This window comes from Saccharopolyspora gloriosae (assembly GCF_022828475.1).
GTDB classification, from domain to species: Bacteria; Actinomycetota; Actinomycetes; order Mycobacteriales; family Pseudonocardiaceae; genus Saccharopolyspora_C; species Saccharopolyspora_C gloriosae_A.
On the sequence record NZ_CP059557.1, the window covers coordinates 2736300 to 2749268 of the forward strand.

Genomic DNA, 12969 nt, shown 5'->3' on the forward strand with positions numbered 1-12969 from the left:
GCCCTCCATGTTCGTCGTCGGCGGTGCCTGATGTCCATTCCCCGATCGGCCGTGGTTCCGGTGGCCTGCATCGCCGGAACGGTCACCGTCGCGCACCTGGTCCTGGCCGCCGTGCCGCGCCGCTGGTTCGACGAGGACCTGATGCTGGCCATCGGCAGGCATCACCTGGACTGGGGTGCGGTGGACCAGCCGCCGCTGACACCGTTGCTGGCCGCACTCGCCGACGCGATCGCACCCGGATCGCCGTTCGTACTTGCCGTGCCCGCGGTACTGGCGACCGCCGCCGCGGTGGTGCTGACCGCGCTCATGGCCAGGGAACTGGGCGGCGATTCCCGAGCGCAGACCCTTGCCGCGCTCGGGCAGGGCACGTGCGTCGCCGCCGCTCAATTCGGGCACTGGCTGACTCCGTACACGCTGGAACCCGCGCTGTGGGCGGTGATCTTCTGGCTGCTGCTGCGCTGGATCCGGGTGCGCGACGACCGGCTGCTGCTGGTGCTCGGCGCCGTCGTCGGAGTCACCGCCCAGACCAGGTTCCAGGTGCTGGCGCTGGCGCTCGCCGTCCTCGTTTCCGCCGCGCTGCTGGGGCCGCGCGAGTTGCTCCGCAGACCGGCCCTCTGGGCGGGGCGGTGCTCGGACTGCTGATCACCGCGCCGACCTTGGTGTGGCAGGCGGTCAACGGCTGGCCGCAGCTCGCCATGGCGGAGGTGGTGTCGGGCGAGAACGCGCTGATCTACGGCAACCCGCTCGTCGTGGCGCTGCACGGGCTCGCCGTCACCGGCCCGTTGACGCTCGGGCTGGCGATCTGCGGGCTGGCTGCGCTGCGAGGAGACCGGCGGTGGCGTGAACACCGCTTCCTCGGAGCGGCGTTCCTGGTGCTGTTGGTGGTGATCGTGCTCAGCTCGGGCCGCCACTACTACCAGCTGCCGGCCTACAGCGTGCTGCTCTCGATCGGGGCGGTGGCGCTGCAACACCGGCGCACCGCGCGACGGGCGCGGGCGGCGTGGCCGGTCGTCGCGCTCAGCGCGGTGCTCGCCGTCGGGGGACTCGCCTCCTCGGTCGTGCTGGCCGCGCCGACGTTCGCGGATCCGATGGTGTCCGCGACCGCTCGCGCCTTCCGGAATCTGCCGCCGGAGCAACGGGATCGGACCGCGCTCGTCGCGAATCCCTACGTGCACGCGACGTACCTCGACGCCGCCGCACCGTCGCTGGGACTGCCGCCCGCGAGGGGGACGAACCGCGCTTACGGCTGGTTCCCGCCGCCACCGGAGCATCAAGACCGGATGCTGCTCGTCGGCGACCCGGAGCGATTTCGCCCGTGGTTCACCGAGATTCGCCCGATCACGACGATCCAGGCGGCCACACCGCTGGGAACGTACGGGGGATTGGTTCCGGAGACGACGACCATCTGGATGCTCAGCGGGCGGAACTCGCCGTGGGCGGACATCTGGCCGACGCTCCGCGATCTCATCCTGACGCCGGGCCGCTGACGGAGTCCGAGCGGGCAGGCGGGTCCTTCCCGGAGTTCGTGGGGAAGGACCCGCCGCAGGTGCTCAGTTCAGCTTGCGAGCGTTCGCGGGAAGCCCGCCACCGTTGTGGACGTCCTCGGTGAGTTCGGCCAGCGCGGTCAGCGCCACGTTCTGGCTCCACGGGCCGTAGGACACCCGGGAGACGCCGAGTTCCTGCGCCGTTGCCAGCGGAATGGAGCCCGGGATGCCGATCAGGTTGACCTTGCGGTCGCCGAGCGCGTCGACGAGACGCGAGACCTGGTCGGTGTCGAGCTTGCCGGGCACGAAGAAGTTCGAGGCCCCGGCGTCGAGGTAGGCGCGGCCGCGGCTGATCGCGTCCGCGAGCACCTCCTCCGGATCGCGGTCGGCGGCTTTGAGGAACGCGTCGGTGCGCGCGTTGAGCACGAAGTCGACGCCCGCGGACTCGGCGGCGGCGACGGCGGATTCGACGGCTTGCACCGATTCGGCCAGGGGCTTGAGCTGGTCTTCGAGGTTGGCGCCGACGGCTCCGGCCTCGATGGCGCGGGCGATGGTGCCGCCCGGGTCGCCGTAACCCGCTTCGAGGTCGGCCGTGACCGGCAGGTCACCGGCCGCCCGCACGATCAACGCGACCTCGGCGATCATCTCGTCGCGGGGGATCCGCTCGCCGTCGGGGTAGCCGCGGGAGGCGGCGATGCCATGGCTCGGAGTCGCCAGCGCCGTGGTGCCGGGCGTCTCGGCGACGACCTTCGCGGTGATCGCATCCCACACGTTGACGAGCAGCAGCAATTCCGGTGCCGCGTGCAGCTCTTGCAGTCGCGCGGCCTTCTCAGCGATGGAAGTCATACTGATCAACCTAGAACCCCCGCGCTCCGAAGCACCCCGGTCCGCCACCACTCACCTGAGGTGAATGCCACCTCCACCGGATCCCACCGGTCGAATGGGCCGATGACTCCGCCGACGCCACCAGGTGAACGCCCCCTCCACCCGCTCCCACCGGTCGAACGGACCACCGACACGACCGGTGAATGGCTGGCTGCGTCCGGTGGGAGTGGTGAAGCTTCGTCGCGGAGCGGGGTGGCTCAGGCCGTGGCGGTGAACCGGTTCTTGATCTCTGACTTGAGGACCTTGCCGATCTTGGATCGCGGGAGGTCGGGCCAGATGTCGAGCTGCTTCGGCGTTTTCACCGAACCCAGCCGCGTCTTCACGAACGCCGTCAGATCCTCCGGCGCCGCCTCTCGCGCAGGGCGCAGCTGCACCACGGCCGTCAGCCGCTCGCCCCACTTCTCGTCGGGCAGCCCTATCACCGCCGCGTCCAGCACCGCGGGGTGCGCCAGCAGCGCCTGCTCCACCTCCGCCGAGTACACGTTGAACCCACCGGTGATGATCATGTCCTTGGCCCGGTCGACGATGTAGAGGAAGTTCTCCGCGTCGAGGTAGCCGATGTCGCCGGTGTGGTGCCAGCCGTGCTCACCCGCCGCGACGGTGGCCTCCGGGTTCTCGTGGTACCCGTCCATGACCAGCGGCCCGCGCACCACGACCTCCCCGCGTTCCCCTCTCGGCAGCAGCGCGCCGTCCTCGCTCATGATCGCCACCTGGGTCAGCGGGCTGGGCCGTCCCGCGGAGGAAAGGCGTTCGGTGGCAATGGATCCATCCGGCCGGAAATGATCGGCCGGGGCGAGCGTGGAGATCATGTTCGGTGCTTCGGTCTGACCGAACAGCTGCCCGAGCACCGGGCCGATCCGGGTGAGCGCTTCCTCCAGCCGCGTCGGCGACATCGGCGCCGCCCCGTACCAGAGGCAGCGCAGCGAACTCAGATCCGTCGCATCAAGATCAGGATGCTCCAGCAGTCCGTAGATCACCGTCGGCGGCAGGAACGCGTGCGTGATGCGGTGGCGCTGCACGAGCCGGAGGAACTCGCCGAGGTCCGGGGCGGGCATGATGACGACCTCACCGCCGAGCGCCATGATCGGGAAGGTGAGCACCCCGGCGGAATGCGTCAGCGGGGCGAGCGCGAGATACCGGGGCGACTCGCCGAAGGGATAGCTCATCAGCGTCGTCGCGGTCGCGGTCGCCATGTTCGTCCCGGTCAGCCGGACGCCCTTCGGCAGCCCGGTCGTGCCACCGGTCCCGGCGAGCATGCACGGCTGATCACCGGCGCGGAAGATCCGATCCGGTGTGCGGTAGGCGCGTTCGACCCAGTCGTCGAAAGTCCAGGCGCCGTCGACCTCGCCGTCCAGGCACACCAGAGTGGTCAGCGCCGGAAGCTCGTGGCGAATGCGCTCCACCAGCGGGGCGAACCGCTCCTGGAAGAACAGGCAGCGGCACCCGAACATCTCCAACAGCTGCTTGTTCTCGGCGGCTTCGTTGCGGGGGTTGACCGGGCACCACACCGCACCAGCGCGGGAAATGCCGAACACGCAGGTGAGCGCGACCGGATCGTTCGCGGACAGGACGGCGATCCGGTCGCCCGCACCGATTCCGGACCCGTGCAACGCCCCGGCGATCCGCCAGGACAGCCGCTGCACCTCGGCGTAGGTGCGCGATTCGCCGTTCGTCGTCAAGCAGGGTTCGTCGCCGCCGAGGGACGCGCCCTTGTCCAAATAGTCGGCCAGCTGCATTGCTCACCTCATTGCGGGGATCACCGCGCGCGCCGGCCGCCGCGAACGGCGGCCGGCGGAGCGGATCAGCGGTGGACTTCCAGGATCGGCTCGAGCACGAGGCCGAACGCGCGGAGCGTGCCCAGCAGCTCGCGGTGCCCGAAGGCTTGGCAGCTGGAGGCGAACCCGGCCTTCCGCGGCGGCCGCTGCAGCAGCTCCGCGGCCGCGTGCACGTTCAACAGGGCGGTCTGCTTGTAGTTGCAGTTGCCGTGGATCACGCAATGCGCCCGGCCCAGCGGACCGGAGGCGTACACGGAGTCGAGCGACGTGTTGATGCGCGGGTTCTCCCTGGGCGGCATCTCACTGCGGACCTGGGCCGAAGTCGCGTCGATGACCTGGAGCTTCTCCTCGGTGGAGAGCCCTTCCATCTGCTCCAGCGCGGCCGTGACGATCTGCGGAACGGCCGACATCAGCGCCCTGTCGAACACCCCGCCGAGCGCACGCGCGTTGGCCACTCGCGGATCGTTCTTGAACCACACCGGGTGCGACGTGCCGCCCCACGGCAGAGCGAGGCCGAGCTCGTGCTGCCCGGGCACCACGACTTCGGCGGGCCAGCCGTCCGCCCGCCACTCCACGTACTCGTTCTGCTCGAGGTGGTAGGCCTTGGCGAACGCCGCGTTCAACAGGATCGTGTTGGTCGAGGCGACCGTCGGATGTCCCTTCCAGAACACCTCGATGTCCAGGGTGTCCAGGCCGGGGTTCTCCAGGCAGATGTTGGCCGCGATCTCGCCGATGGTGTACATCTGCGCCAGACCGGGGGTCAGCACCAGCCCGCGTGCGGCGAAGTCGGCGCCGTAGCGGTCCTCGGCGTCGATCATCCAGTTCTGCTCGCCGTTGGTGTCGGTGTAGTGGGCACCGATGTCCAGACAGGCCTGCGCGACTTCATGCCCGTAGCGGGCGAAGGGGCCGACGGTGTTCAGCACGACGGAGGCGCCGCGGAACTGCTCGGCCAGTGCGGCCGCGGTGTGCTCGACCTCCACGACCTCGTGTTCCACGGTCTCGATGCCGGGCACGGCGGCGACGGCGTCCTCAACGCGTTGGAGATTCCGGCCCGCGGCGAGGAAGGGGATGTTGTACTCGCGCAGGTACTCGCAGATCAGCCGTCCGGTGTAACCGGAGGCGCCGTAGACGACGACGCGCTTGTCAGTAGGCATGAATTGGTTCCTTCCGTGCTCGTGGTGTCTTGATCACATGCCCATGCCGCCATCGACCGAGAGCCCTGCTCCGGTGATGTACTTGGCGGCGTCGGAGGACAGGAAGACCACGGCGTCGGCCATGTCGTCGACCTGTCCGAGTCGTCCTTGCGGGGTCAGGCCCACGACCGCCTCAGCGGCGGCCTGAGGTGAGTCGAACAGCCCGATCTCGGCGCAGTCCGCGGCGAGCTGGTTGCCCATGGTGGTGGGTGTCAGGCCGGGGAAGATGGTGTTGACGCGCACCCCGTAACCGAGTTTTCCGGATTCGGCGGCGGCAACGCGGCTGAGCCGGTCGATCGCGGACTTCGTCGCGGAATACAGCGAGATGCCGGGGAACGCGATCGTCGCGGCGACGGAGGCGATGTTGACCACCGCGCCACCTCGGCCCCCGCGCCGCCGGGCCGCATGGCGCGGAAGCCGTGCTTGAGGCCGAGGGAGCTGCCGAGCACGTTGACGTCGAGCATCCTGCGGACGTCGGACGGGTCGAGGTCGACGATCAGGCTGGTGATCTCCACCCCGGCGTTGTTCACGAGGATGTCCAGGCCGCCCATGGCATCGACCGACTGCTGGACGGCCGCGGCCCAGTTCCCGTCGTCGGTGACGTCGAGCTTCACGAACTCCGCGTCGGCGCCTGCGTCGCGCAGCGCGCCGGCCGTTTCCTTGCCCGCCTCTTCGAGCACGTCGCCGATGACGACGGCGGCGCCCGCCTTCGTCAGTGCCTCGGCGATGCCTGCGCCGAGTCCGCGTGCGCCCCCTGTGACGAGGGCTTTTCTGCCGGTCAGGTCATAACTGCTCATCCGGAATCTCCTCGTTGAGATCGCTGAGTTGCACGGATCGGAGATCGCTCGTGCGGCGTGGATCACACGGTAGGCAAAGATTTGGACAGTCGTCAAGAAATTCTTGGACGACTGTCACGGACGGCGGTAGCGGTCGGCGATAGACTGACTCGCGCAACACCACATCGCCTCCAGTCGACAGGACGAGCACGTGACCGAGGTTGCCGAGACGAAGCAGAAGCGGATCGCCCGCCGCCAGGTCGACAAGTTCGAGCTGCGGCGAACAGAGCTGGCCGTCGCCACGCTGCACACGCTCGCCTCCCTGGGGTACGCGCGGACGAGCCTGCGGGAGATCGCGCAGAACTCGGAGTTCTCCCACGGCGTGCTGCACTACTACTTCGCCGACAAGCAGGACCTGATCGTGCAGGCGGTCCGTCAGTACGAAGCGGTGTGCGTGACCCGGTACGACGAGCTGGTCGCGAATGCGACGAGCGCGGACGAGTTGCGGGACGGTTTCGTCGGCCGGTTCTTCGCGACGCTGAAGGCGGACGCCTCGTTGCACCGGTTGTGGTACGACCTGCGCAACCAGAGCCTTTTCGACGAGTCGTTCCGCAACGAAGTGATCGAAATAGACCAGCGCCGCGAAGAGATGATCTGGCGGGTCGTCAGCCGCTACGCCGAGTTGGCCGGTACCGGAACCGCGACTTCGTCGACCGTCGCCTACGCCATGATCGACGGCATCTTCCAGCGCGGCCTTCGCCACGCGTTGTCGGAAATGGACGACGAGGTCGCGCGGCTGGAGTCGGAGATGCCGGGAGTGCTCGCGCTGTTGCTCGCGGAGTCCTGACGCGGGACATCTCGGTCCCGTTTCAAGCGGGCGGTCTCAGGTGTGAGCGCGCGTATCGACTTTCGTCTCATCTTTCGTGAGCACAGTGGACCGGGCTGGGCTTTTCCGTAGTGGCATAACCGTTTTCCCAGTTCTGTGTCTGGATGTCGCCTGTTGCTTGCAATTCACAGATCGATGTGCGCTTGCGTTGATTAGTGTTCGGCGGTGGTGAATTCAGTCCTTTTGGGGGTATGGAGGGTAGGTCTAGACCGGCAGACTCCGGGATCGATCCCGAACGGACCGGCAAACCCCGGCCGGTCCTGTTGTCCCAGGAGGTATCCCCCATGGTTTCTCGTCGCCGATTTCTCGGGTATTCAGCTGCAGCCTTGAGCACCCCGTTCTGGGCACAGGCCATCAGCGCCCCGTTCGCTTCAGCGGCGCCGGAAAGCCTGAAGTTCGTGCTGCAGAACAACTCCGGCGGACCGGCCACCGCGTACATCGCCGGTTTCTCGGACGCCGAGAAGAAGGCAGTGTTCATCACGAAGGACGGCACCCCGTACTTCCCGGAGGCCGGTGGCCCCGAGCCGACCCCGGTCGGCGAGGAAGCGGCCATCCCGGTCGACGGCTCCGTCGAGGTGACCGTCCCGCGCATGTACGGAGCCCGGGTCTACTTCGCCCTCAACGACACCCTGGAATTCCAGGTCGTGCAGGACGGCGACGGCGCGACTTCCGTCGTGCACCCGAACTTCGTGTCCGAAGAGGACCCGAACTACGGCAAGGACTGGACGTTCGCCGAGTTCACCCTCAACGCCGAGCAGCTCTACGCCAACATCAGCTACGTCGACTTCGTCGCCGCGCCGATCGCGCTGCACCTGAAGGCGGCCAGCGGTGACCAGGAAGTTCCCGGTATGCCCACCGGCGCGCTGGACGGCGTCGCCGAGGGCCTGCGCTCCCAGGGCGGCAACTGGGCCAACCTGGTCCAGGAGGCCGACGGCCGGGTCGTGCGGGTGCTCAACCCGAACCACCGCGCCGCCGACTTCGAGGGCTACCTCGAGCCCTACGTGGACGAGGTGTACGCCAAGTACGCCAGTGAGTCGATCTTCGTCGACACCCAGCGCGACGACCTCGGCGTCATCGAGGGCAAGGTCGAGGGCGACGCGTTCGTGTTCGGTTCGGAGCGCTTCGAAAAGCCGTCCTCCGTGGACATCTGGGGCTGCAACAGCGGCCCGTTCGCGAACAACCCGGAGAGCGACTCGCAGGAGCGCCTGGCGATCGTCCCGCGCCTGGCGGCGGCGTTCAACCGCACCACGCTGCTGATCAACCCGAACCAGCCGCAGGACGAGGACCCGGCCACCTTCTACCAGAACGAGATCACCAACCACTACGCCCGCGTGGTGCACGAGAACCTGCCCGACGGCAAGGGCTACGCGTTCGCCTACGACGACGTCAGCTCGAACGCGGGCGAGGACCACAGCGGTAAGGTCAACGCCGGCGACCCCGACGTGTTCACGCTGACCCTCAACGCGATGCGCTGATCTCTCGAACACACGGCGGCCGATCCACGCGAGTGGGTCGGCCGCCGTTCGCGTCACCGGGTTCCGTCCCCGCCCGGATGTGGCGTTCGCGAGTCTTCGCAGGCTAGTTTTCGCTCTGTGGTCCTGTCATCGGCGCAGTCGATGAGCAGTGCCGACTCGGCCCCGAGGTCAGCAGGGAGCGCACATGGACGACGAGAAGTTCTGGCAGCAGGCCACCGGGCATCTGATCAGGTACGGGGGTGGCTTCACCCCGCGGGTCATCGAGCGGGCCGCCGGTTCCCACGTGTACGACTCCGACGGCCGGGCCATCCTGGACTTCACGTCCGGGCAGATGAGCGCGCTGCTCGGGCACTCGCACCCGGACGTCGTCCGCGCAGTCGGCGACGCGGCGGCGAACCTCGCGCACCTCTACTCCGGGATGCTGAGCAGGCCGGTGGTGGAACTGGCCGAGCGGCTCGCGGACTCGCTTCCCGATCCGCTGAGCCGAATGTTGTTGCTCAGCACGGGAGCGGAGTCGAACGAGGCGGCCATCAAGATGGCCAAGCTCTACACCGGAAACCACGAGATCGTCGCGTTCGACCGCTCGTGGCACGGGATGACCTCCGGCGCGGCGGCGGCCACGTTCTCCGCGGGGCGCCGGGGACACGGACCGCAGGTGCCGGGAAACCTCGTGCTGCCCACACCGGACGCCTACCGTTCGCCGTTCCGGCACGCGGACGGCGGCTACGACTGGCGGACCGAGCTCGACTACGGCTTCCGGCTCATCGATCAGCAGTCGACGGGGAACCTCGCCGCCTGCCTGGTGGAGCCGATCTTGTCCTCCGGCGGGATCATCGAACTCCCGGAGGGCTATCTCGCCCGGTTGCGGGAGCACTGCACGGCGCGGGGCATGCTGCTGATCCTCGACGAGGCGCAGACCGGCCTCGGCCGCACCGGAACGATGTACGCGTTCGAACGGGACGGTGTGGTCCCGGATCTGCTCACCCTGTCGAAGACGCTCGGAGCCGGACTTCCCGTCGCCGCCGTGCTGACCTCCGCCGAGATCGAGGAAGTCTGCCACGAACGGGGTTTCCTCTTCTTCACCACGCACGTCTCCGATCCGCTGCCCGCCACCGTGGCCTTGACGGTGCTGGAGGTGCTGGAGCGGGACGGCCTGGTGCAGCGCGCGAACGTGCTCGGCAAGGAGCTGACGGCGCGGCTGCTGGACCTGCGCGATCGCTTCGAAGTGGTCGGTGACGTGCGAGGTCGCGGACTGCTGCAGGGGATCGAGCTGGTGACGGACAAGGCGAGCAGGGCACCGGCCGACAAGCTCGGCAAGGCGGTCACGACGGCGTGCCTGGAACGCGGGCTGCACGTGAACATCGTGCAGTTGCCCGGCATGGGCGGGATCTTCCGCATCGCGCCGCCGCTGACGATCGACCCGGCCGACCTCCACACCGGGGTCGACCTCCTGGAGGCCGCGCTGCTGGACGTGCTGCCGTAGGGGTTCTTCCCGTGGCTTGCGTAGTGGGTCACTTTGGCCTGCGTCCGGGTAGCGGCCCCCGGCGGCTTCCTCGCTGCCCGCTCGATTTCTCATGGTCCGCACGCGGCGAAATCGCCGTCCTCGCGAGGAGGCCGCAGCGGTTCCGCCGCTGACCGGCCACGGATCAAAAGGTCGTTTCGGGAGCACTTCGCCCGCCGGTTCAACGCAACAACGGCAGCAGGTGCTCGGCTTGGCGCCGGAGTTCCGAGGCGTACGGGGTGTCGGAGAGTACGAAGTGGGAGATAACACCGCTCCCGGACGAGTCGACGGCGGCGGAGCGGGCACCAAGCTGACCAGCAGGTCCGTGGCGAAGCCCAGCGACGGATCGGCGGCGAGCTCGGCGGCCAGCTCCTCCGGCGGGCCGAGCAGGGCGTTGTCCGACGCCAGCCGAACCACCGTTCGGCCGAGGTGCGGATCCCGTTACTGCGCAAGCGAATCCGGGGTCAGTCGACGAGCTCCGCACCGGCCCGTTGTTCCCGTCCAGGTGTGCTCGGCCGGGGCGCCGGAAGCAGCGGCACGAGCGAGAGGGCGACGAGGAATGCGAGGCTGAGCATGCTGAGCACCTGATCCCGCGCGCTGTACATGTGCAGCATCGTGAGGTGGTAGCCGAGGTGCAGGCCGTTGAACACCAGCCACGTCGCACCCGCGATCCGCGTGAGCACCACGTCGGTGATCCGCCACACCGCCAGGGCGCTGAACAATGCCAGCGCGAGGAACATCGCGCCCGAATCCCTCGCGAGGTGCTCGTTGTAAGGACCGAGCCGAGGCAGCCAGCTGAGGCCGAACCCGGGGAAGTTCTTGTGCCAGGACACGGGCATGAGGAACGCCCAGAATCCGTTTCCGGCGAAAACGACCGCGAGGAGCGTCAGGCAACTGCGATCAATCGTGGTCTTCGGCCCTGCGGGGCGTGCTCTCGGCGTCGAGCGGGACATGTTCGGCGGCCTCTCGGTCGGTGATCAAGCCATGCCGGACGCGGTCAGCGGGTGCGCTGGTAGTGGCGGCGGGCCTTTTCGCGGTTGCCGCAGACGGACATCGAACACCAGCGAGCGCGGTTGGCCCGGCTGCGGTCGAGCAGGAACAGTCGGCAGTCTCCGTTGGCGCAAGGGCGGAGCCGGCCCGGTAGCCGCTCCTGGACGGTGGCCCAGGCGAGGACCATCTCGACGGCGAGCCGCGCGTGCGGGGGAGCTTCGACGGTCCACCGAAGACCGTCCGAAGTGAACTCCGGGAGCTGGTGGACTCCGTCGAGCAGTGGGCTCAACGCGTCCGGCGAGCGTTCGCCGATCACCACGTCTCGCAGCGCGTCGCGCGCCTCGCGCAGCAGCGCCAGTTCCGCGAGGCTGCCGTCGCCACCGTGCTCCCGAGCCCAGCGCCTGCCCGCGACCGAGTCGCCGAGCTCGTCGTGTTCGTCACCGTTGATCAGCGGCCTGCTGTTGAGCAGGTCCAGCAGCGCTTCCATCGGCGTCGTCCCATCGTCTAACCGGATAGATTCTTTTGACAGGTTAGCTGACGCTGTGCTTGCATGGCGAATCGAGTAACCGAACTGAACCTTTGAAGGGGTTAGTCATGAGCTCAGTGCGCCACCGGACCGCCACCGTCGACGGCCACGAGATCTTCTACCGCGAAGCCGGCCCCGCCGACGCTCCCGCGATCGTCCTGCTGCACGGCTATCCGACGAGCTCGTTCATGTTCCGCGAGCTCATCCCGCTGCTGGCCGCCGACTACCACGTCATCGCGCCGGACCACCTCGGCTTCGGCCATTCCGCAGCCCCCGGCGTTGACGAGTTCGACTACACCTTCGACGCCCTGGCCCGGCTCACCTCCGGTCTGCTCGACCAGCTGGGCCTGGATCGCTGCGCCCTCTACGTCCAGGACTACGGCGCCCCCATCGGCTGGCGGCTCGCGCTGGAACACCCCGAGCGGATCTCCGCGATCGTCACGCAGAACGGCAACGGCTACGAAGACGGATTCGTCGACTCGTTCTGGTCCGACGTCTGGGCGTACGCGGCGAACCCCGGCCCCGACACCGAACCCGCCGTCCGCGCCGCGCTGAGCCTGGAGGCGATCCGCTGGCAGTACCTGCACGGTGTTCCCGACCCGAGCGTGGTCAGCCCGGACACCTGGCAGCACGACGTCGCCCTCATTTCCCGCGAAGGCAACGACGAAGTCCAGCTGGCGCTGTTCCGCGACTACGCGAACAACCGCCCGCTCTACCCGCGCCTGCACGAATTCCTGCGCACCCACCAGGTTCCGGTGCTCGCGGTGTGGGGCCGCAACGACGAGATCTTCGGCCCGGCGGGTGCGCGAGCCTTCGCCCGCGACGCCGCGGACGCGGAAGTGCACCTGATCAACGGCGGCCACTTCCTGCTGGAGAGCCACCTGGACGTCGTCACGGGTTACCTGCGCGGCTTCCTCGGCCGAGTGCTGGGCTAGCGGTCCTCGGATCGCATGACCCGGGCCTCCGGCGACTTTCGCTACTCTGGTCGAGGAGTCGCAAATCGTTCAGGGAGTGTGCAGTGGGGCTTTTCGACGGGATGATGGGCAATGCGTCGAACGTTGATCCGCGTTCGGCGGAGAAGGAGTACGGGCGGCTGCTGGCGCAGGGGGAGTCGGTTCATGCCGCGTACCAGTTGATCCGGGACTCGTTCGTCTTCACCGATCGGCGCCTGATCCTGGTCGACAAGCAGGGCATGACCGGTCGCAAGGTCGAGTACCACTCGATTCCGTACCGCAGCATCACGCACTTCTCCGTCGAGACCGCCGGAACCTTCGACCTCGATGCGGAGTTGAAGATCTGGCTCTCCGGCGGCATCGAACCGATCGTGAAGCAGTTCGGCAAGGGCGTCGACGTGTACGAGGTCCAGGCGCTCATGAGCACCTACGCCGCTCGCTGACCGGCGAGCCCCGGGGTCGGCGGCGGCCGAGACCCTGATCATGGCTCGACGCGCTCACCCGTGAAGGGGCGGACCGCCAACG

At 68.3% G+C, this 12969-nt stretch carries 14 protein-coding genes; 7 read left to right on the plus strand and 7 right to left on the minus strand.

Going from position 1 to position 12969, the window contains the following annotated elements; genetic code table 11:
- Positions 1-30: 30 nt before the first annotated feature.
- A complete protein-coding gene (locus H2Q94_RS11700) occupies positions 31-642 on the plus strand; it encodes a glycosyltransferase family 39 protein (RefSeq protein ID WP_243794604.1) in 612 nt (203 codons plus the stop codon).
- The gene (locus H2Q94_RS11705) at positions 627-1487 is read left to right on the plus strand and encodes a hypothetical protein (RefSeq protein WP_243794606.1); all 861 of its coding nucleotides are present in this window, start codon (positions 627-629) and stop codon (positions 1485-1487) included. The genes H2Q94_RS11700 and H2Q94_RS11705 overlap by 16 nt, the downstream gene beginning before the upstream one ends.
- Before the next feature lie 63 nt (positions 1488-1550).
- Here the strand turns inward: H2Q94_RS11705 and H2Q94_RS11710 are convergent, their stop codons facing one another.
- From H2Q94_RS11710 to H2Q94_RS30915, 5 genes are all read right to left on the minus strand, one after another.
- A complete protein-coding gene (locus tag H2Q94_RS11710; protein ID WP_243794608.1) occupies positions 1551-2330 on the minus strand; it encodes an isocitrate lyase/PEP mutase family protein in 780 nt (259 codons plus the stop codon).
- A 236-nt stretch (positions 2331-2566) separates the two neighbouring features.
- A complete protein-coding gene (locus tag H2Q94_RS11715; protein WP_243794610.1) occupies positions 2567-4105 on the minus strand; it encodes an AMP-binding protein in 1539 nt (512 codons plus the stop codon).
- Positions 4106-4170: 65 nt separating this feature from the next.
- Entirely contained in the window at positions 4171-5298 is a 1128-nt protein-coding gene (locus H2Q94_RS11720; protein WP_243794613.1) for a DUF5938 domain-containing protein, read from the minus strand.
- 33 nt (positions 5299-5331) lie between these two features.
- Positions 5332-5664 (minus strand): SDR family NAD(P)-dependent oxidoreductase, encoded by a 333-nt coding sequence (locus H2Q94_RS11725; protein WP_397545476.1) that lies wholly within the window; start codon positions 5662-5664, stop codon positions 5332-5334.
- Positions 5550-6134 (minus strand): SDR family NAD(P)-dependent oxidoreductase, encoded by a 585-nt coding sequence (locus H2Q94_RS30915; RefSeq protein ID WP_397545453.1) that lies wholly within the window; start codon positions 6132-6134, stop codon positions 5550-5552. Before H2Q94_RS30915 ends, H2Q94_RS11725 begins: the two co-directional genes overlap by 115 nt.
- Before the next feature lie 190 nt (positions 6135-6324).
- Here H2Q94_RS30915 and H2Q94_RS11735 point away from each other — a divergent pair, with 190 nt between their 5' ends.
- From H2Q94_RS11735 to H2Q94_RS11745, 3 genes are all read left to right on the plus strand, one after another.
- On the plus strand, positions 6325-6960 hold the full coding sequence (locus H2Q94_RS11735; RefSeq protein WP_243794617.1) for a TetR/AcrR family transcriptional regulator: 636 nt from the start codon (positions 6325-6327) through the stop codon (positions 6958-6960).
- Between the two features lie 323 nt (positions 6961-7283).
- A complete protein-coding gene (locus H2Q94_RS11740; protein ID WP_243794619.1) occupies positions 7284-8474 on the plus strand; it encodes a beta-1,3-glucanase family protein in 1191 nt (396 codons plus the stop codon).
- A 184-nt stretch (positions 8475-8658) separates the two neighbouring features.
- A complete protein-coding gene (locus H2Q94_RS11745; protein ID WP_243794622.1) occupies positions 8659-9957 on the plus strand; it encodes an aspartate aminotransferase family protein in 1299 nt (432 codons plus the stop codon).
- A 482-nt stretch (positions 9958-10439) separates the two neighbouring features.
- On the opposite strand, the gene H2Q94_RS11750 is transcribed toward H2Q94_RS11745, so the two are convergent.
- Both H2Q94_RS11750 and H2Q94_RS11755 read right to left on the minus strand, forming a co-directional pair.
- Positions 10440-10808, minus strand: a complete 369-nt coding sequence (locus H2Q94_RS11750; RefSeq protein ID WP_243794624.1) for a hypothetical protein — start codon at positions 10806-10808, stop codon at positions 10440-10442.
- Between the two features lie 164 nt (positions 10809-10972).
- Entirely contained in the window at positions 10973-11452 is a 480-nt protein-coding gene (locus tag H2Q94_RS11755; protein ID WP_243794626.1) for a CGNR zinc finger domain-containing protein, read from the minus strand.
- 107 nt (positions 11453-11559) lie between these two features.
- On the opposite strand from H2Q94_RS11755, the gene H2Q94_RS11760 reads away from it, so the two are divergent.
- Together H2Q94_RS11760 and H2Q94_RS11765 are read left to right on the plus strand one after the other, a co-directional pair.
- Positions 11560-12426 carry an alpha/beta fold hydrolase gene (locus H2Q94_RS11760; protein WP_243794628.1) on the plus strand — a complete coding sequence of 289 codons (867 nt, stop codon included), beginning with the start codon at positions 11560-11562 and terminating at the stop codon, positions 12424-12426.
- Between the two features lie 83 nt (positions 12427-12509).
- Entirely contained in the window at positions 12510-12887 is a 378-nt protein-coding gene (locus H2Q94_RS11765; RefSeq protein ID WP_243794629.1) for a PH domain-containing protein, read from the plus strand.
- The last annotated feature ends 82 nt before the right edge of the window (positions 12888-12969 follow it).

Bases quoted from the DNA above. Each gene is read 5' to 3' on its own strand.
- H2Q94_RS11720 (WP_243794613.1), bottom strand. From the start codon at position 5,298: ATGCCTACTGACAAGCGCGTCGTCGTCTACGGCGCCTCCGGTTACACC.
- H2Q94_RS30915 (WP_397545453.1), bottom strand. From the start codon at position 6,134: ATGAGCAGTTATGACCTGACCGGCAGAAAAGCCCTCGTCACAGGGGGC.
- H2Q94_RS11715 (WP_243794610.1), bottom strand. From the start codon at position 4,105: ATGCAGCTGGCCGACTATTTGGACAAGGGCGCGTCCCTCGGCGGCGAC.
- H2Q94_RS11760 (WP_243794628.1), top strand. From the start codon at position 11,560: ATGAGCTCAGTGCGCCACCGGACCGCCACCGTCGACGGCCACGAGATC.
- H2Q94_RS11745 (WP_243794622.1), top strand. From the start codon at position 8,659: ATGGACGACGAGAAGTTCTGGCAGCAGGCCACCGGGCATCTGATCAGG.
- H2Q94_RS11710 (WP_243794608.1), bottom strand. From the start codon at position 2,330: ATGACTTCCATCGCTGAGAAGGCCGCGCGACTGCAAGAGCTGCACGCG.
- H2Q94_RS11755 (WP_243794626.1), bottom strand. From the start codon at position 11,452: ATGGAAGCGCTGCTGGACCTGCTCAACAGCAGGCCGCTGATCAACGGT.
- H2Q94_RS11700 (WP_243794604.1), top strand. From the start codon at position 31: ATGTCCATTCCCCGATCGGCCGTGGTTCCGGTGGCCTGCATCGCCGGA.
- H2Q94_RS11740 (WP_243794619.1), top strand. From the start codon at position 7,284: ATGGTTTCTCGTCGCCGATTTCTCGGGTATTCAGCTGCAGCCTTGAGC.